This is a genomic window from Anaerosoma tenue (assembly GCF_023161965.1).
Taxonomy (GTDB): domain Bacteria; phylum Actinomycetota; class Coriobacteriia; order Anaerosomatales; family Anaerosomataceae; genus Anaerosoma; species Anaerosoma tenue.
Window position 1 is genome coordinate 78,890 of record NZ_JALNTY010000004.1, and the last position, 19,069, is coordinate 97,958.

The window sequence follows — 19,069 nt, forward strand, 5'->3', positions numbered from 1 at the left end:
CGTGTGCATGGTCCCTCCCGACACCGGGGGTCGCGCTGCATGAGTAGGAACCCGTTCGGCAGGCACCTCAGCAGCCAGATCATCTGGCCGCTCGTGCTCGTGTCGGTACTCATCGGCATCGTGGCCACCGTCGTCTCCGCCCGTGTTCTGGGCGACTTCACCCGCTCGCTCGGCGAGGAGACCGCCAGGGCGACGGCCGACTACGTGATCGCTGACCTCGCGCACCACACGGGCAGCGCCACCCGGGCGCTCCAGGTCCTCGCGGCGCGTCCCGGGTTCGTGAACATCGTCGGGCGGGGGGATCCGGCGGAGATCGAGGAGCATCTGCGCTTCTCCAACGAGGCGATCGACCTCGATATGATCGTGGTGACCGACGGGGACGGGCTTCCGATAGCTGCGGTGTCGAGGGGTGTCGCTGCCGGGGACATCGCAGTACCCGCGCGGGCTGAGCTCGAAGCGGTCGATGATGGCAGCCCGATGGTCATCCCGTTCGGCGACGGGTACGCGCTGTGGTCGCAGGTGGACATCCCCGGCGATGGGCACGATAGCTGGGCGCTCGCGAGCGTCCTCGAGATAGACGACGAGCTGCTGGGGAGCCTCGCGCTGGGGGGACGATCGGGGATACTGATCACCGACATGCACGGGCGCACCGTTGCGATCCGGCGCCCGCAGGGAGAAACGGCGCCTGAACCCGATCCGTACTCCGATGAGGAGTTCAGCGCGGCGGTCGAGTCGCTCGTCCAGGGCGCCGACACCAGCGTCCTGTACGACTCCCCCACACACCACTACCGTCTGGCGGCTGACACCATCCCCGTGGCGACGTCACAGGGAGAGCATCTCGTGATCGTGTGCGGCGTCGATGCCTCGCCCGCGCGCGATGCCACTATGGCCGCCACACGCTTCGTGGTCCTGTGGTCGTCCGTGATCGTCCTGCTGCTCGCCGGCCTGAGCTGGTGGGTAGTGCGCTCGGTCACGACGCCATTGCACGCACTGACCACGAGCACGAGACGACTCGCGGAGGGCGACTTCAGCGCCAAGGTGGAGATCACCGGCTCGAACGAGGTCTCCGGGCTTGCCGAGAACTTCAACCGCATGACCGACTCGCTGCGCGAACGGAGCGACTCGCTCACTAAGAAGGTGCTCGAGCTCGCCACGCTGTACGAGATGAGCCGCTCTCTCGGTCTCACGCTCGATCTCGAGAGCCTGCTCGACTCGGTCCTTGAGTCCGCGCTCCGCATCTTCGACTCCGAACTGGGATACATCGTGATCGCCGACAAGGAGACAGGCGAGCTGCGACTGGGGGCCTCACGGGGCGTGGATCCCGTCGGGCGCGATGCGACGATCGTGAGCAACTCGATGTCCGAATGGGTCATCCGTGAAGGTCGTCCGCTCATCTTCAATCCCGCGGGTCCGGATGCCGATGATGGTTCGGGGGCAGACCCGTCGAGCGCGATCGCCGTGCTGTGTGTCCCGCTCCAGACGGCGGAGGGGACGATCGGCTCCATAACGGTGGGCACCCGCGACCCCGAGCGGCGGTTCACCAGTGACGATGTTCGACTGCTGTCGACGATCGCGAACCATGTCACCATCGCGGTCGGCAACATCGGCCTGTTCTCCAGCGTCCAGGAGGCCTATCTGGCAACGGTCCGCGCTCTTGCCGCCGCTGTCGATGCGAAGGACCCGTACACCCGCGGTCACTCCGAGGGCGTGGCGGAATACGCGCTCATGATCGGCGAGCAGATGGAGCTCTCGACCGAGCAGATGACCGCCCTGGAGATGGCCGCCTACCTCCACGACATCGGGAAGATCGGCATCAGCGAGGACATCCTGCTCAAGCCGGGCAAGCTGACCGACGCAGAGATGAGCCAGATGCGGCATCATCCCCTGATCGGCGCGAACATCCTCAAGCCGGTGGCGTTCCCATGGCCGATCGCGCCGGTGGTGCGTCACCATCACGAACACTACGACGGTCATGGCTATCCCGCCGGGCTCAAGACCGACGAGATCCCATTGCTCGCGCGCGTGCTGACGGTGGCCGACGCCTTCGAGGCCATGGTGGCGGATCGCCCATACCGCCGCGGACGCTCGCAGCAGGAGGCGGTCCTGGAGCTGCAGCGCTGTTCCGGGGGCCAGTTCGACCCACGCGTCGTTGATGCGTTCGTCGAGGTCCTCGAGTCGCGCGAAGGACGCGCCCAGGGGCCGGGCGACAAGGAGGCGCTCATCGGCACCGATGAGGCGCAAGCGGTGTTCATCGCCATCTGTGACGGCATGTTCGCCAACTTCCGACGGCTCGGCGGCCCACGCCTGGCCAACAACCTGGAGCGCGCGGTGAACGACGATCTGCGGGACGCAGGGGCGCCGCTCATGCTCGAGGCGGGGCGGCTCGTCATGCGCGCCGACTCGGATCTCGACGACGACGAATACGTGGCCCATCTGAGGACCGCGTTGACCACGATCCGGAGTCGCATGGAGGAGGCGTCCGGCGCCGGTTTGGCGGACCACTTCCTGAGCGAGGCGATCGAGGCCCTGCCGGAGCGCATGCGGGCACACGCCGACCGCATGGGGTTCTCGCCGACGATCTGATGACGTACTCGGTGCGACCGCGCGGTTGTTGGTACACTGACTCCCTGTCGTGACCGCTCTCGACGTCGCGTCGATGCGCACGGAAGGTTCGTATGGCCGTCATCGTCCAGAAATACGGAGGCACCTCGGTCGGTACGCCCGAGCGCATGCGTGCGGTGGCCCAGCGTGTCGTGTCCACCGCCGATGCGGGTAACCGGGTCGTTGCCGTCGTCTCGGCGATGGGCGATCTCACTGACGAGCTCGTGGACCTCGCCGTCCAGGTCGACCCCGAACCGCCTGAGCGCGAGATGGACATGCTGCTCGCCACCGGCGAGCAGGTGTCGATCGCGCTCCTCGCGATGGCTATCCATGCCGCCGGTCGCCGTGCCATCTCCTTCACCGGGCCGCAGGTGGGCATCGTGACCGATCATGGTCACACCAAGGCCAAGATCCTCGAGGTGCGGGCGGACCGTGTGCGTACGGCTCTCGAAGACGGCCAGATCGTGATAGTGGCCGGCTTCCAGGGCGTGACGCCCGACGGGCAGATCACCACCCTCGGCCGCGGGGGCTCGGATACCACGGCGGTGGCCATCGCGGCGGGCATCGACGCCGACATGTGCGAGATCTACACCGACGTCGATGGTGTGTACACGGCGGATCCGCGGATCGTGCCGGGGGCGCGCAAGATCACAGAGATCGCATACGAACCTATGCTCGAGCTTGCGGCGAGCGGTGCGGGCGTCCTGAACCTGCGTGCGGTGGAGTTCGCGCGCAACCACGGCGTCGTCATCCACTGCCGGTCGAGCTTCACCGGTGAGCCGGGGACCATCGTGAGGGAGGCGGACGAGACCATGGAGCAGGCGATCATCTCTGGTGTCACGTGTGACGCTTCGGAGGCCAAGATAACCATCCGCGACGTGCCGGACCGGCCCGGCGTGGCCGCAGCGGTCTTCACCCGGATGGCCGAGAGCAACGTCAATGTGGACATGATCATCCAGAACGTCTCCGAGGCGGGGAGCACCGACATCTCGTTCACCGTCCCCGGCACGGATCTCGTGCGCGCGCGCCGAACGGCAGAGGCCGTCGTGGCCGAGCTCGGGGCCCGTGAATGGGTCGTTGACGAGTCCATCGCCAAGGTATCGCTGGTGGGCGCGGGGATGAAGACCCACCCCGGCATCGCCGCGCAGATGTTCCGCGCACTGTCTGAGGCGGGCGTGAACATCGATCTCATCTCCACCTCGACCATCAGGGTCACGTGCGTGGTGGCCGGCGACGAGGCTGATGTGGCGGTCCGGGCGCTTCACGACAGCTTCGGACTCGCCGATGGCGACATCGTCGTGGAGTCGATCCCGGGCTGCGGAGAAGGTGATCTGTGATGGGATGGGACAGACCGATCGCCGCGCATCCGGTGGTCGCCGTGGCGGGCGCCACCGGGGCCGTGGGGCGCGAGATGCTCGAGGTCCTGGGCCAGCGCGACTTCCCCGCGTCCAGGGTGGTCCCCCTGGCGTCGTCTCGCTCCGCCGGCCGACGCGTGCCGTTCGCCGGCGGCGAGCTCGTCGTGGAAGAGATGACCCGGCGGAGTTTCGAGGGCGTGGACATCGCCCTGTTCTCGGCCGGTGCCTCGGTGTCGCGGGAGATGCGAGAGGCGGTCACCTCGGCCGGATGCGTGATGATCGACAACTCGTCGGCGTTCCGGATGGAAGACGGCGTGCCGCTGGTCGTGCCCGAGGTCAACGCCCACGACCTGGCGTGGCACAGCGGCGTGATCGCGAATCCCAACTGCTCCACCATACAGATGGTCGTCGTGCTCGATGTTCTCCGCTCCCTCGCGCCCATCAGGCGCGTCGTCGTCTCCACGTATCAGGCGGCATCCGGCGCCGGCCAGGCGGCTATGGACGAGCTCTACGAGCAGACCGGCGATCTCCTGGCCGGGCGTGAGATCCAGCCGTCGGCCTTCGCGCACCGCATCGCCTTCAACTGCATCCCGCAGATCGACGTCTTCCTCGAGGACGGCTCCACCAAAGAGGAATGGAAGATGGTGGCCGAGACCAAGAAGATCCTTGGCGATCCGGATATCGGCGTCGCGGCGACCTGCGTGCGCGTGCCGGTGCTCCGTTGTCACGCAGAGGCCGTCGCCGTGGAGTTCGACGCCGCGGTCGAGCCCGCGGCGGCACGGGAGGCGCTCGATGGTGCATCGGGTGTGACCGTGCTCGACGACCCCGCCCAACGCATCTACCCGATGCCCGGGATGCTCGAAGGCACGGACGACTGCTACGTGGGCAGGATACGGCGGGATGACAGCGTGCGGCACGGTCTGCAGCTCTGGATCGTCGCCGACCAGCTGCGCAAGGGTGCAGCTCTGAACACGGTGCAGATAGCCGAAGCGCTGCTCGCGGGTTAACATGGCCACAGGTGCGTGTGCGCAGACGGGAGCACGCGCTCGAAGTCACAGACCCATGGGGGCGTTGCCATGTCCGAGCAGACCATCCTTATCGTCGAGGACGACGCGACGATCGCTCGCTTCGTCGAACTCGAGTTGCGGCATGCGGGATATCATGTCCTCAAGGCCGGTGACGGCCCCACAGCCATCGATCTTCTCTTCGACAACGATGTCGACCTCGTGGTCCTCGACCTGATGCTTCCCGGCATCGACGGCATCGATGTGGCCCGCCACATCCGGAAGCGCGGGTCGGAGGTACCGATCCTCATGCTCACCGCGCGGGCGGAAACGCACGACGTCGTCGCCGGGTTCGAGGCTGGCGCCGACGACTACCTCCGTAAGCCGTTCGAGATCCCCGAGCTGATGTCGCGCGTCCGCGCGCTCCTCAAGCGCACCTCGTCGCCGGCGACTCCGGCCCAGGTCGAGGCGTCCGGCGTCTCGATCGACACCGAGCGCCGGGTGGCTACGCGTGACGGCGCCGAACTCGACCTCACCGCGAAGGAGTTCGACCTGCTCGCGTATCTCGTGGCCAACGCAGGGCGAGTCATCTCGCGTGATGAGATCATGGAGGCGGTCTGGGGCGCCAAGCGTGCCACCGACTCGAATGTGATCGAGGTCTTCGTGTGTCACATCCGCAACAAGATCGGGGACCACGACAACCGCATCATCCAGACCATCAGGGGAGTCGGCTACTTCTTCGCAAGGGGTTAGCACCCGGTGCGCTTCAAGACGATCCGCTCGCGCGTTGCCATCGTTGTCACCCTGTTCGCCGTCGTGCTGGTGGGCACCATCGCCGTCGGCACCTACGCGCTGGTGGCGCGCGGGATGCAGGCTGCCGCTATCGAGACGGCCGGGCGTCTTGCCGACGCCGCCGCTCGTGTCACGAGGACCACCCTCGATACCGCGCGCGAGCGTGCGGAGTCGGCGGGCATGGGCCCTGACGCGGTCCAGGAGGCGATGCTGGCCGCCATGGTGGAGGAGCCGCCGGCCCCCTTTGCCGAGGGCCTCGCGTACGAAGGCTCTTTCTCGCTGCATGTGATCCAACAGCAGGGCGATGAGCCCGTCATGGTATGGGGCGTCGGCGAGAGCCATGAGGCGGGTGACGAGACGCTGCGTGCTCAGGCGTTCACCAGCGACGGGCCCGTGACGGACTTCCCTGGCGCGCAGCCGCTCATCCGGGGGATGTTCGTGCGTGCCGACCTCGGCGTGTACTCATACTACGTTCCGCTCGAACTCCCGGGTGTGCACGCGGCTGTGCTGGACGTCTCGTACATGCCACGGGACCAGGAAGCCATCCTCGACGCGACGCGCCTTCCGATGATGGTCCTCGGCCTGGTCGCCCTCGCCGGGTCCCTCCTTGCGGCGATGGGGACCACGCGCTGGGCGATCTCCCTGATCGACGACCTGCGGCGCACCGCCGATTCCGTCGACGTCGGGGTCCTGGACGTGCGACTGCCGGAAGAGGGCGGTACCGAGGTCGCGGACCTTGCGCGATCGCTCAACCGGTTGATCGACGGTCTTCAACGGCGTAACGAGGTGCAGGCGCGTTTCATCGCGGACGCGTCGCACGAACTCGCCACACCGGTGGCGGGCATCCGCGGCTACGTGAACATCCTCCGTGCGTGGGGGGCCGAGGATCCCGCGCTCCAGGAGGAGGCGGTGAGCGCGATCGATCGAGAGTCGCGCAGGATGGCGCGGCTGTGCAGCGACCTCCTGTCGCTCATCAGGAGCGAAGAGCAGGTCGAGTACCGGCAGATCCGGTACGACATCAACGCCGTCTGCCGGGAGGTGCTCGCCAACGCGGCCACTCGCTATCTCTCCAAGGAGCTGCGATTCACGGGACCGCGCGAGGGGCCGCTGTGGCTGCATGGTGATCCGGACCGCATCGAGGAAGCGCTGGGCATCCTTGTCGACAACGCGTGCAAGTACACGCCCGACGGGGGGAGCGTGTCGGTGACCACGCGCAGATCTCGAGACCGCGTCGTCGTCGACGTGACGGACACCGGCGTAGGTATCCCGGAGGAGGACCTGCCCAATGTGTTCGAGCGCTTCTATCGCAGCGACATCTCACGCTCGCAGGAGACCGGAGGCTTCGGGCTCGGCCTGGCCATCGCCAAACACATCGTCGACGTGAGCGGCGGCACCATATCGGTGAGAAGCACGGTGGGCTCGGGTACCACGTTCGAGATCTCCCTTCCGAGGCAGAGGGTCAGATGAGCGGAGGCAAGATGCGTCAGACCCGCTTCATAGCGCAGGCTGGAGTGATCGCCGCGGTGTATGCCGCCACCAGCCTCGTGATGATCCAGAGCCCGCTCGGCTACGGCCCTGTGCAGGTGCGCCTGTCAGAGGCGCTCACCGTGATCGCGTGTCTCACGCCCGCTGCGATACCGGGCCTGTGGGCGGGGACGTTCATCGCGAACGCGTTCATGCTCACGCATGTCGGCGTCCTGGGTCTCCTCGATGTGGTGCTCGGCTCCCTGGCTACGCTCCTCGGTGCGCTCTGGACCTGGAGGTACCGGCATCGTACCGCGCTGGCGCTTGCGGGACCGGTCGTGACCAACGCGCTCATCGTCCCCGCCTACCTTCCGTTGATGCTGGCGGGTGTCGCGGGCATCGACTTCTACCGCATCGAGCAGCTCGGCCTGGACGCGTCAGGGACATGGCTTACGATGTACCTGTTCGGTGTCGCCGCGGTCGGCCTTGGCCAGGCCGTGGCAGTGTACGGGCTCGGCCTCCCGCTGCTGGCGGCGCTCAGGCGTCTCGGCCTTGCGGAGCGGCTCGTCACGAACGGGCGGGGGGATATGCGTGGACAGTGAGGCGGACGGGCGCCGAGGGGCGCTGATCGCCCACGGGGCCGAGGGATGCACCGGCTGCTGGACCTGTGTCAGGTGCTGTCCGGTGAGCGCTATCCGGGTGAGCGGTGAGTGCGCCGATATCGTCCAGGAGAAGTGCATAGCGTGCGGACAGTGCGTGAACGAGTGCGCACGGGGCGGCATCACCGTGCGCGACGACACGCCACGGGTCCGCGAACTGCTGCGCACTCACCGGCACGTGGTGGCTCTGCTTGCGAGCGAGTTCATCGCGGCTCTGTATCCGATGACCGTCGTCCAGACCGAGCGCTCGCTTGAGGTCATGGGCTTCGATTCGGTCGAGACCACGCTCCTCGGGGAGGAGCTCGTCGCCCAAGCGTACGAGCAGCTTCATGCGCGGGAGGGCAGCGTGCCAAGCCTGAGGTCCACCTGTCCCGTGGCGATCGACTTCGTGCGCAAGTACCACCCGGCGTTCGTCCAGGCGCTCGCGCCGATCGTGCCGCCCTACGTGGCGCAGGCGAGACTCATCCGGGCGGTCTACCCTCACGAGGTCGCGATCGTCTACGTCTCCCCGTGCTATGCGCGCAAAGATGAGGCGCTCGACCCGTCGTTCGATGGCGCCATAGATGTCGCGATCGACTTCACGGAGCTCAAGCGGTTGATCCTCGAGGAACGTCCGCTGGTTCCGGGAGGCTCGGTGACCGCGCCGGCGCCGAGCAGGCCTGGCGCGCTGAAGGAGATCTCGCTTACCGACGGGTTCCCTCGGCAGACCCTGGTCTCACGGGATCTGACCGATGCGTCGGTGCACGTCGTACGCGGTGTTCGAGAGATAGACCGCTTGCTCACGGCCATCGGCGCAGGCGAAGCGGGTCCGCTGGTCATCGACATGCTCAACTGCGAGGGGTGCATCGACGGCCCCGCTGTGAACCCCGGTCTGTCGCTGTTCGCCAAGCGTAACGTCGAGGCGGCAGCACGAAGGAGCCCCGGCACCACGCAGGTCAGCACCCGGGCGATGCTGACCATGCTTCCCGCGGTGGATCTCATCCGTTCCTTCGTGGCCGAGCCGGTCTCCGTGCCGGTGCCGGATGATGCCGCGATCGATGCGGTGCTCGCCGAGGGTGGTTTCACACGGGAGACAGCGCTCGACTGCGGTGCATGCGGGTGGCCCACGTGCCGTGCGCACGCGGCCGCGATATACAATGCCGAGTCGAGCTGGGATCTCTGCCTGCCTCTCCAGCGGCGCCTCCTCCGCGAGCATGCGGCCTCTCTCGCCGAGACCCAGACACTCGATCCGGCGACGGGCCTGTGGAACACGCGCTCCTTCGGCGATCGTCTGGCCGTCGAGATCGCTCGCCTGAACCGTTACGGGTCGCCGGTATGCGTGGCGTTGATAGACGTCGACGGGCTCGATGCCATCCGTGGCGCGAACGATGGATCCGAGGCTGACGAGGCGCTGCGTGCGATCGGGGGACGCTTCAACGCATGCCTTCGCGCCACGGATGTTCTGGCGCGGTGGACCGGTGACCGATTCGCCGTTGCGCTGTCGGGCGTGAACAAGACCGAGGCGTTCGCCGCGGCCGAGAAGCTGCGCGAGGGCGTGTCTGCGTTCGCACCGGCGGGCGACGGCTCCGGGTATACACAGGGCGTGAAGGCCACGATATCGATCGGTGTGGCCTCCGCCCCGCGGGGGGCGGAGGCGCGTGATGTGCTGGAGTCGGCCGACGCCGCCCTTCTCGAGGCGATACGCGCCGGAGGAGATCAGGTGCGCCTGGCCCCCGGCTAGGAGGCATCATGGAGCACGAAGCGCTTCTGTGGGAGCCGGATGGCTCGCGGATCCACTGCCTTCTATGCCCCAACGACTGCCGCATAGCAGTAGGAGCGCGTGGTACTTGCGGTGTGCGTGAGAACCGCGCCGGGCGGCTCATCGCGCTGACGTACGGGCTGGTCTCGTCGGTCGCGGTCGATCCGATCGAGAAGAAGCCGGTCTTCCACTACCGGCCTGGCACCACGGCGCTCTCGCTCGGCAGCGTCGGCTGTTCCATGCGATGCGCGCACTGTCAGAACTGGCAGATCAGCCGTGCCGCGGTGGGCGAAGACCCGCACCTCGAGTTCCTGGAGCCGTCGGCAGTGCCGGATCTGGCCCGTCGACACGGTTGCGCAGGGGTGGCGTTCACCTACAACGAGCCGGTCATCTGGGCCGAGTACGTGCTCGACGTCGCACGGTACTCCCACGAGAACGGCCTCTACACGGTGATGGTGACCAACGGGTATGTCACCGAGGCGGGTCTTGACCTGCTCGGGCCGCTTATCGACGTGTGGCGGGTCGATGTCAAGGGATTCGACGACGCGACCTACAGGAGACTCTGCAAGGTGCGTTCGGTGAAGCCGGTGCTGGAGATGGCGGAGCGTGCTAAGTCGAGGTGGGGCATGCACGTGGAGGTCGTCACCAACGTCATCCCCACTGTGAACGATGACGACCGTACTCTGCGGGGTATCGCGGGGTGGATCCGCAGCGGTCTCGGCGAGGACACGCCGTGGCACATCACCCGTTTCTTCCCGTACCTCGACCTGTCGCATCTCGAACGCACGCCGCTCGAGACGCTCGAGCGTGCACGGCGGATCGGACATGAGGAGCGGCTGCACCACGTCTTCCTCGGCAATGTGGACGTGCCCGGCGGAGAGGACACCGTGTGTCCGGCGTGCGGCTCGGTCGCGGTGCGCCGGCGAGGCTACACGATCGTCGATCGACACGTGAGCGATGGAGCCTGTGCGCGCTGCGGCGCGCCGCTGGGCATCATCGGCGGAGATGAACCGCTATCATGGAAGCCGACCTCGCACGGTGGATGAGTGGAACCGCGAAAGGACCGGAGTGCAGCCTACTGTCATCATCCCGACGTTCTGGACGAAGCGGCGCACACGCGGCGGATCGTCGAAGACCCGCACGCCGTTCGACCACCCGACGGTGGTGGGGCAGACCGGCCAGCTGCAGGAGTGTCTGCGGTCGCTTGAGGGCGTCACCGGTCTCGGGCGGATCATCGTGGCGGTCGCCGCCGCCGACGAGGCCACTGCAAATGCCGCCGAAGACGGCGTTCGCGACGTGCTTGCGGACATGCCGGATCTCGACACTTTCGTGTTCGGCCAAGCCGAGTTGGGCTCGCTTCACCGGCGGCTCGAGCAGATGGAGTTCGCGGACGTCATCGACGGCGTGGGGCTCTCATCCTACGGTGGTGCCCGCAATGCAGGGTTGGCGATGGCCGCGGTGCTTGGCAGCGAGGCGGTCGTCTTCGTGGACGACGACGAAGTGGTGGACTCGGCGGACTTCCTCGACAGAGCGCTTGAGGAGCTCGGCGGACGGCATCCGGACGGGGGCATGGTCTACGCGAAGACGGGACTCTATCGTGACGATTCTGGGGCGCTGGCACGTGCCGGTGCGGATCCCTGGTCGGACACGTTCTGGCGGCAGGGGGAGTTCTTCGATCGTGCCGTCACGGCGGTGGCCCGCCCGCCGCGGATCAAGCCTACGTCGCTAGCGTTCGGCGGGTGCCTCGCACTCCATCGCGACATGTACTGCAACGTGCCGTTCGACCCCTGGACGGTGCGAGGGGAAGACATCGACTATGTCGTCAACGCCCGGATGCATGGCGCCGACATGTTCCTCGACAACGAATGGTCGGTGGTGCATCGGCCTCCGGCGCCCGCGAGCAGGGCGATGCTTTTCGGCAACGACGTCTTCAGGTTCATCTACGCGCACAGGAAGCTTGAGTTCTCCAAGTCGCAGGTCGATCTTCGGCAGGTGACCGCCGAGTCCCTGGCGCCGTATCCCGGACGCCTTGTGGACGGGTCCATCGGCTGGCGCAGCCGGGTCACCGCTCTGCTCCGGGCCGTTGCCGGCAAGGAGCGCGCCGTGTACATCGATATCGCCCGGCGACAGGTGCCCGAGGCGCAGCGATACGCGCGCGACAACTGCGAGCGGTACTTCGTCTTCCAGCGTCGGTGGCCGATGCTCATGGACCGGCTCTGGACGGATTTGCCCCTGCAGTCGCTGTTCACCGGCGAGCGGCGTGTGGACCGCGGGGCGCTCACCGGCCGGTTCCCCGGGATCAGGATCGACTGAGCTCGTGTCGGAGACGTGGCTTGCAGCGGCGGGCGTCGGGTTCGTCGCGGGATACCTCTCCGGTCAGTTCGGGATCGGTGGCGGGATGATCACCACCCCCGCGATACGCCTGATCCTTGGCGGTTCGGAACTCGTTGCGGTGGGGACGCCGCTCCCTGTGATCATCCCTACGGCGATCACCGGGGTGATCGAGTACCGTCGACGGGGGTTGCTCGACACGCGCGTGGGTCTCACGCTCGGCGCGGTGGGCGCCGCCTTCTCAGTCCTGGGTGCGTGGCTCACCTCGCTCGTGGGCGGTGACGTGGTGCTGTATCTCACCGCTGCCCTTATCGCCTGGATGTCGTTCGACATGGCGCAGCTCGCACTGCGTCCGGAGCAGGCAGCGCATGTGAAGGCCGCGATGGCCGGGCGCAGGGACTCCTGGCTCTGGCTCGCCGCCATCGGTGCGATCACCGGCGTGTACTCGGGATTCCTGGGGCTTGGCGGCGGGTTCGTCGTCGTTCCAGCGCTCGTGCGCTTCCTCGGCTTCGATGCCAAGCGCGCGGTCGGCACGAGCCTCATCGCCGTGCTGATACTCGCGGTCCCCGGCACCATCACCCACTACCTCCTGGGTCACATCGACATCGCCATCGCGCTCGGCATGTCTCTTGGTGTCGTTCCCGGCGCCATGTTGGGCGCCAGGGTCACGGCGGCGTCGCAGGAGAAGACGGTCCGAGTGGCCTTCGCGGCGATGCTGCTGGTGGTGGGACTGCTACTAGCGGCCAACGAACTGGGCTGGCTGTCCTCATGACGGGGCGCGTCTTCACGGACGCCACGGCGGCCCAGGTAGACAAGCTTGCGCGGGCGCTGGTCGCTGCCCGTGTGTTTCCCGACGAGCAGACGCTCCGTGCGCACCATCGCGACCGTCCCTGGACGATCCAGGTGAGCGGGCGGGGCGATGTGGCCGTGCTGGACCGGTGGCGCGACCACCTCGACCTGCTTGGCATCGACGCCCTGTGGTGTCCGGTACGCCATATCGGCGACGCGGTCACCCACCTCTCGGTCTGTGCGGCCGAGCACGGATTCTCCGGTCTGGTGAGCCCGCCGGTCATGTCCGGCGATGTACCCGTGTATGAGGCCGCAGGCATGCGCGTCCGCGAGACGCTCGCCGTGCTCGAGCTCACCCCGGTGAGCCCCGCGGCCGTTCCCGGGCGCCCCGATGTCTCGATGCGACCCGCCCTGACGGCCGACGCCGAGGAGATCATCGCCATCGACGGCGAGTGTTTCGAGCCGTTCTGGCGCTACGATCTCCGCTTGATGCGGAGGTTCCTCGATGCCGGCGGGGTCACCTTGGCCGAGCGTGACGGGCGTTGCGTCGGCTATACTCTGAGCACGGTCGACCGTGGGTCGGCGGTGCTGGGTCGGCTCTGCGTGCGCGCGTCCGACCGCCGTGTCGGCATCGGATCGCTTCTGCTGGAGGCGGCCGTTTCGCGAGCACGGGACGGCAGGGCGCGGCACATGACGCTCTCGGCGCGGACGGGGAACGCCGCCGCGCTGGCGCTGTATCGCTCGGCAGGCTTTGCCGATACGGGTCGGCGCTACGCGTTCCTCACGGCCGGCGACGAGACGGGAAGGGGTCTGGGCCATCGCATCGGTTCGCTCATGGGTCGTTGACGCGACCCTGCTCCTGGCAACGGCGATCATCGCCATCGTCGTGGGAGCGGGTCTGTTCGGGATGGTGCCCGAGCCGGTGTTCATCGCTGCCACGATCGCCCTCGCCACCACGGCGGTGGGGACCGTGGCGATGCGGCTCATCAGCCGCCCCGATCACATCAAGGCGCTTCAGTCACACCAGATCGTGGTGATCGCCGACCGGTCGCTGGCGTACCTGCGCCGTGGTCTCTACGCCGAGACCGCGCAGGAGGTCTGCAGGCTGGCGCTCGCCGAGAGCGAGGCGGCTGCGGTGGCGATCACCGACACCGAGACCGTTCTCGGTTTCGCGGGCATCGGGGAGGACCACCACGAGGTGGGCGGGCCGATCCTCACGAAGGCCACGCGCGAGGCGCTTGAGACCAACGAGCATCGCATCCTTGGCACGAAGGACGAGATCGGCTGTCCACGGCGCGACTGCCTGTTGCGCGCGGCGATCGTGGTTCCGCTGGAAGTCCGCGAGAAGCCCGTAGGTACGCTGAAGTTCTACTACACCACGGCCAGGCTGTTGAACGAGACCCAGATCGCCATGGTGAGCGGTCTCGCCCGCCTCCTGTCGACACAACTCGAGCTCTCGGAGCTCGAGCACCAGACCGAGCTGGCGTGCAGGATGGAGCTCAAGGCGCTGCAGGCGCAGATCAACCCGCATTTCCTGTTCAACACGATCAACACCATCGCGATGATGATCCGCACCGATCCGGGAGGCGCGCGCGACCTCCTTCGCGAATTCGCGGCCTTCTACCGGCGGATGCTTGAGGACAACGAGGGGCTCGTCCCGCTCGAGCGCGAGGTCGAGTACGCCCTCACCTATCTGCGGTTCGAGCAGGCACGGTTCGGCGACCGCTTGCGCGTGGTCTCCGACCTCGACCCCGAGGTGCTGGCGACCCACGTGCCCGCGTTCATCCTGCAGCCGATCGTGGAGAACTGCGTGCAGCACGGTGTCCGCGAGGAGGGTCCTCTCACCGTGTCGATCACGGCCGGCAGGGTCGATGGAGACATCAGCGTGGCGATCTCCGACGATGGCGTGGGAATATCCGAGGAGGACCTGCCGCGCGTGCTCGAGGTGGGATTCGGGACCGGCCTCGGTATCGCTTTGGGCAACGTCCACGATAGACTGAAGGGGCACTTCGGCCCCGGAAGCGGCCTGAGCGTGGAAAGCGAGGGCGGAGAGGGGACCGTGGTGACGGTGACGATCGCGTCCTCGCCGGAGAGAGTGGACCGATGACCACGATGCTCAAAGCGTTGCTGGTGGACGACGAGGTCCCCGCGCGCTCCGAACTCCGCTACCTGCTGGGCGAGGCCGGCGGCGTTGAGGTCGTGGGCGAGGCCGGCAGCGCGAGCGAGGCGCTTCAACTCATCCGCGCCATTCCGTACGATGTCGTCTTCCTCGATGTCAGCATGCCGGGACTCAGCGGGATAGAGTTGGCCGAGGCGCTTTCCGGGCTCGACCATCCTCCCGCGCTCGTGTTCGTCACCGCGCACAGCGAACATGCGGTGAAGGCCTTCGAGGTGGCCGCCACCGACTATCTCGTGAAGCCCGTCGAGGCCGCGCGGCTCAAGATGGCGATCGAGCGCATCGCCCCGGCCGCCGAGACACCGGTGCGCGTGGAGCGGATCCCCGTGGAGAAGGGCGGTCGCAAGCTCCTGCTCCAGGTGGCCGATATCACTCACGTCATGGCCAAGGACGACTACAGCTACATGTTCACTGATGGCGAACGATACCTCTCTACGTTCTCGCTGGCCGATCTTGAGAGCCGCCTGGAGTCGCAGGGGTACTTCCGGGTCCACCGCCGCTTCCTTGTGAACCTCTCCCACGTGGCCGAGGTCGCTCCCATGTACGGCGGCACGATGGAGCTGACGCTGAAGGACCGGGCGCATACGCGCATACCCGTCTCAAGACGACGCGCACCTGCGCTGAAGCGCGTCCTGGGAATCTAGCCGTGCTGATCGGCGTGCTTTCAGACACCCATGGAACGCTCCCGCCGGGGGTCGACGAGGCGTTCCGGGATGTCGACCGGATCATACACGCCGGGGACATCGGCCCCGCATGGATCCTCGACCACCTCGAGGCGATCGCCCCGGTGATCGCGGTACGGGGGAACATGGACTCGGGCGAGCTTGAGTGGCGGTTGCAGGACCGCGCCGTCATCCAGGCCGACGGACAGCGGGTCATGGTCGTCCACCAGGCCGCGCCCCTGCTGCGTGCGGGAGTGCCCGAGGGGGTCACCGTGCTGGTGAGCGGTCACACGCACCGGGCCCGCGTGGAGCATGTCGGCGGACTCCTTCACGTGAACCCCGGAAGCGCCGGCGGCCGTTCGCGGGATGGCCGGGGTCCCACCGTTGCCCTGCTCGACTGTGCCGCTGACCCGCCCACGGCCAGCATCATCGAGCTCTAGCGGCTTCCACCGCGCGTCCATTCGCCGACGAGCGGCCCTCTCACACCGGTGAACGGCGGACGGCGCGCTCCGTGAACGGCGCGTGAGCCGCTTACCGCTTCTGCCGCACCCTCCGCCGACCCGCTGCCGCCGCACGCGACAGCTTCGTTCCATCCCTCAGGCCCTCGCGTCTAGTGTGGTCTTGCGGGCGTGCGACCGCCGCCCGTTGGACAGCTGGGGAGGTGGGACGTATGGACGTTTGCATCAAGGGTTCTGCCGAGGACGTCAGGCTCGGTGACATCGATGAGATCTGTCACGAGATCGGGCGCATCCTTCTGCCGACCGACGGTTCCGCACCGTCTGTTGCGGCGACCGAGTATGCGGTGATGCTCGCGAAGACGTTCGGCGCATCGGTCAAGGCCATCTACGTGGATACCGGCCTCGAGGCTCTTGAGTATCCCGAGGAGGTCATGGACGAGGACGTCTACGAAGGCGTCCATGCATCGGTCAAGGGGCTCGTGCTCGCCAAGACCATGTGCGAGCGCAACGGCGTGTCGTGCGAGGTCGAGGTGGTGCAAGGCGGCGTAGCCAAGCGGATCGTGCACGTCGCCGAGGAGTGGAAGGCCGACATGATCGTGGTCGGCGACACGGGGCGCACAGGCCTCAAGCGTATAGCCCTGGGCAGCGTGGCCGAGACGGTCGTCAAAGGCGCGCCGGTCCCCGTTCTTGTCGTGAAAGCCGAGTGATCGCCGGTCGCTCACAGCCGTCTTCGGACGAAGGAGGTGCACAGATGGGAGAGACGACAGCACATGGCTCGGCAGCCCTCTCTGCCGACGGTCGTCAAATACAGCACGGCGATCACATCGACACGATCGAAAGCGTCGACGCCGTGTTCCGGGGCCAGCGGAAGCTGAGCTTCACGTACGGCGCGATCTTCTTCGCGGTGACCCTCGGGGTCCCCGCGTCATCGGTGTGGTGGAAGACGTGGTATTCGGTAGAGGTCTGGGGCGGGTTCACCGCCAACTACCTCTTCGTAGGGTTCTTCTACTTCGTCTTCCTCTGGGCCATGGCCTGGACCTACTCCAAGCAGGCCGACAGGCTCGACGAGCGTCTGCTCGCGATGGCCGATGAGATCGCCGCCCGCACCGCCCACGAGGAGGTGCAGTCGTGAACACGATCGCCATCATCCTCGTCATCGGGCTGACGCTCTTCACGATCGGCCTCTCGATCTTCTCGCGCCGCTTCACGCGCACTACGGCCGACTTCTATCTCGCCGGCCGCAAAGTCGGTTCGTTCGCCAACGCCTCGGCGATCTCAGGCGACTACCTGTCGGCCGCCTCCTTCCTGGGCGTGGCCGGTGCGATCTACGCGTCCGGCCTCGACGGCATCTGGTATGCGGCCGGTTTCGCCGGCGGCTTCATGGTCGTCGTGCTGTTCATCGCGTCACCGCTCCGCCGCTTCGGCGAGTACACGGTGGCCGACTTCGCCTTCGGCCGGTTCGGCAGCAACCGCATCCGGCTGATCACGGTGCTCGGCGTGCTGCTCACGTCGCTCTTCTACATGGCGCCGCAGATGTACGGTGCGGGCACCACGTGGCAGGTGCTCGTGGGCGGCGGGTTCCTCGGCATGGACGGGTATACGTCCGGTGTCGTCGTCGTGGCCGCCATCATCGCGTTCTACGTGTCCGTGGGTGGCATGAAGGGCACGACGATGAACCAGATCTTCCAGTTCTGGTGGCTGGCGTTCGCGATGATCCTGATGGTCGTCTTCGCGTTCGGCAACGGGTTCAACTATCCGGAGGCCCTTGAGGCCGAATCGCAGCAGCCGATCGTGAACACGAAGGCGTACACGGCCGAGCAGCTCACAGCACCCGATGACGCGGGTGTCACGCCGTACGACAAGGCGGCCGAGGTCATGACCGCCGAGGAGATGACCGAAGTCGACGAATTCATCGAGTCGGGAGCCGACGGCACCATCCGCATCGCGTTCTACGCCTCCAACAAGCTCCACACCGATCGTGAGATGGCGTTCAACGAGCCCGGTCACCGCTACAACGGCTTCGACCAGTTCTCGATGGTGCTCGCGCTCGTGTTGGGCACCGCGGGCCTCCCGCACATCCTCAACCGCTACTACACGAACCCCTCGGGCAAGGCGGCACGCCGCTCGACCTTCTGGGTGCTCGTCTTCATCAGCGTGTTCTACATCGGCTCGACGATCGTCGGTCTCGCCGGTCTGGGTATCATCCGTGAGTTCCTCGCCGACGGCGGGACCGTCAACGCGGCTACCGTTCACGGTCTGCTCACCAAGCCCGACCAGTTGATGCCGGCGCTCGGCGAGATCCTGGGCGGCCAGTGGATGATGGGCATCGTGTCGGCCGGCGCGTTCGCGGCCATGTTCTCCACCGTCGGCGGCCTGCTGATCGCAGCGGCGTCGGCCCTGGGCCACGACGTCTACGAGAAGTACATCAACAAGGACGCCAGCGAAGCCAAGCGCGTGGCCTTCGGCAAGACCGCCGTCCTCGCCTTCGCCGGTGTGGCACTGCTGATCGGCCTGGCCATACCGCACTTCGGTCTCGATCAGGCGTACCCGGCGCTCATCGCGATGATGGTGACCTGGGCATTCTCCGTAGGCGCCTCGGCGTTCGTGCCGATGCTCCTCACCGGGATCTGGTGGAAGGGTACGACCGAGAAGGGCGCTACCGCAGGCATGCTCGTGGGCCTGATCGGCGCGATCTCGATCATCTTCCTGAACATCATGCAGCAGTTGGGGACGATCGGGCACGAGGGTCTTCTCGGATTCGTGGGTTCGCTGACCTATCCGGTGCTGTTCACCTTCCCGCTCAGCCTGTTCACGATCATCATCGTCAGCAAGCTCGACGGGCAGCTTCCCAAGAACGTGGACCACATCTGGATGAGGATCCACGGCACCGCGAGCGAGCGGCATGAGAAGCAGCACGGCCTCGACAAGGTCGGCTCGATGTTCGCGAAGAGCAAGTAGCTCTCACGCTCCACGCCCCACCCCCAGGGGGCATGCGAGCGGCGCCGGTCCCGCCATTCGGCGGGGCCGGCGTTCGCGTGCG

17 protein-coding genes are annotated in these 19,069 nt (G+C 67.0%); all 17 read left to right on the plus strand.

The annotated features are described in order from the left end of the window. Positions 1-39 precede the first annotated feature (39 nt). The 17 genes from MSB02_RS09995 (at position 40) to MSB02_RS10075 (ending at position 18,987) form a co-directional block, all read left to right on the plus strand. Positions 40-2,583, plus strand: a complete 2,544-nt coding sequence (locus MSB02_RS09995; protein WP_267195098.1) for an HD domain-containing phosphohydrolase — start codon at positions 40-42, stop codon at positions 2,581-2,583. A gap of 92 nt (positions 2,584-2,675) precedes the next feature. Then, complete coding sequence (locus MSB02_RS10000; RefSeq protein WP_267195099.1) at positions 2,676-3,938, plus strand: aspartate kinase; 1,263 nt, start codon at positions 2,676-2,678, stop codon at positions 3,936-3,938. Beyond that, positions 3,938-4,963, plus strand: coding sequence for an aspartate-semialdehyde dehydrogenase (locus MSB02_RS10005; protein ID WP_267195100.1), 1,026 nt, complete (start codon positions 3,938-3,940; stop codon positions 4,961-4,963). Before MSB02_RS10000 ends, MSB02_RS10005 begins: the two co-directional genes overlap by 1 nt. Positions 4,964-5,032: 69 nt before the next feature. Next, on the plus strand, positions 5,033-5,713 hold the full coding sequence (locus tag MSB02_RS10010; protein WP_267195101.1) for a response regulator transcription factor: 681 nt from the start codon (positions 5,033-5,035) through the stop codon (positions 5,711-5,713). A gap of 6 nt (positions 5,714-5,719) precedes the next feature. Beyond that, entirely contained in the window at positions 5,720-7,219 is a 1,500-nt protein-coding gene (locus tag MSB02_RS10015; RefSeq protein ID WP_267195102.1) for a sensor histidine kinase, read from the plus strand. A gap of 11 nt (positions 7,220-7,230) precedes the next feature. Beyond that, positions 7,231-7,818: a QueT transporter family protein gene (locus tag MSB02_RS10020; protein ID WP_267195103.1), complete on the plus strand. Its 588-nt coding sequence runs from the start codon at positions 7,231-7,233 to the stop codon at positions 7,816-7,818. 82 nt (positions 7,819-7,900) lie between these two features. Continuing rightward, a complete protein-coding gene (locus MSB02_RS10025) occupies positions 7,901-9,595 on the plus strand; it encodes a [Fe-Fe] hydrogenase large subunit C-terminal domain-containing protein (protein ID WP_267195104.1) in 1,695 nt (564 codons plus the stop codon). An 8-nt stretch (positions 9,596-9,603) separates the two neighbouring features. Beyond that, entirely contained in the window at positions 9,604-10,659 is a 1,056-nt protein-coding gene (gene amrS, locus MSB02_RS10030) for an AmmeMemoRadiSam system radical SAM enzyme (RefSeq protein WP_267195105.1), read from the plus strand. 22 nt (positions 10,660-10,681) lie between these two features. After that, complete coding sequence (locus MSB02_RS10035; protein WP_267195106.1) at positions 10,682-11,926, plus strand: hypothetical protein; 1,245 nt, start codon at positions 10,682-10,684, stop codon at positions 11,924-11,926. 4 nt (positions 11,927-11,930) lie between these two features. Then, positions 11,931-12,716 (plus strand): sulfite exporter TauE/SafE family protein, encoded by a 786-nt coding sequence (locus MSB02_RS10040; protein ID WP_267195107.1) that lies wholly within the window; start codon positions 11,931-11,933, stop codon positions 12,714-12,716. Beyond that, complete coding sequence (locus tag MSB02_RS10045) at positions 12,713-13,579, plus strand: GNAT family N-acetyltransferase (RefSeq protein ID WP_267195108.1); 867 nt, start codon at positions 12,713-12,715, stop codon at positions 13,577-13,579. The genes MSB02_RS10040 and MSB02_RS10045 overlap by 4 nt, the downstream gene beginning before the upstream one ends. Further along, on the plus strand, positions 13,485-14,840 hold the full coding sequence (locus MSB02_RS10050) for a histidine kinase (RefSeq protein WP_267195109.1): 1,356 nt from the start codon (positions 13,485-13,487) through the stop codon (positions 14,838-14,840). Before MSB02_RS10045 ends, MSB02_RS10050 begins: the two co-directional genes overlap by 95 nt. Before the next feature lie 5 nt (positions 14,841-14,845). After that, entirely contained in the window at positions 14,846-15,553 is a 708-nt protein-coding gene (locus tag MSB02_RS10055; protein WP_267195198.1) for a LytR/AlgR family response regulator transcription factor, read from the plus strand. Positions 15,554-15,555: 2 nt separating this feature from the next. After that, positions 15,556-16,011 (plus strand): metallophosphoesterase family protein, encoded by a 456-nt coding sequence (locus MSB02_RS10060; RefSeq protein WP_267195110.1) that lies wholly within the window; start codon positions 15,556-15,558, stop codon positions 16,009-16,011. 230 nt (positions 16,012-16,241) lie between these two features. Then, positions 16,242-16,736, plus strand: coding sequence for a universal stress protein (locus tag MSB02_RS10065; RefSeq protein WP_267195111.1), 495 nt, complete (start codon positions 16,242-16,244; stop codon positions 16,734-16,736). A gap of 44 nt (positions 16,737-16,780) precedes the next feature. Continuing rightward, entirely contained in the window at positions 16,781-17,161 is a 381-nt protein-coding gene (locus tag MSB02_RS10070; RefSeq protein ID WP_267195112.1) for a DUF485 domain-containing protein, read from the plus strand. Further along, on the plus strand, positions 17,158-18,987 hold the full coding sequence (locus MSB02_RS10075; RefSeq protein WP_267195113.1) for a sodium/solute symporter: 1,830 nt from the start codon (positions 17,158-17,160) through the stop codon (positions 18,985-18,987). Before MSB02_RS10070 ends, MSB02_RS10075 begins: the two co-directional genes overlap by 4 nt. The last annotated feature ends 82 nt before the right edge of the window (positions 18,988-19,069 follow it).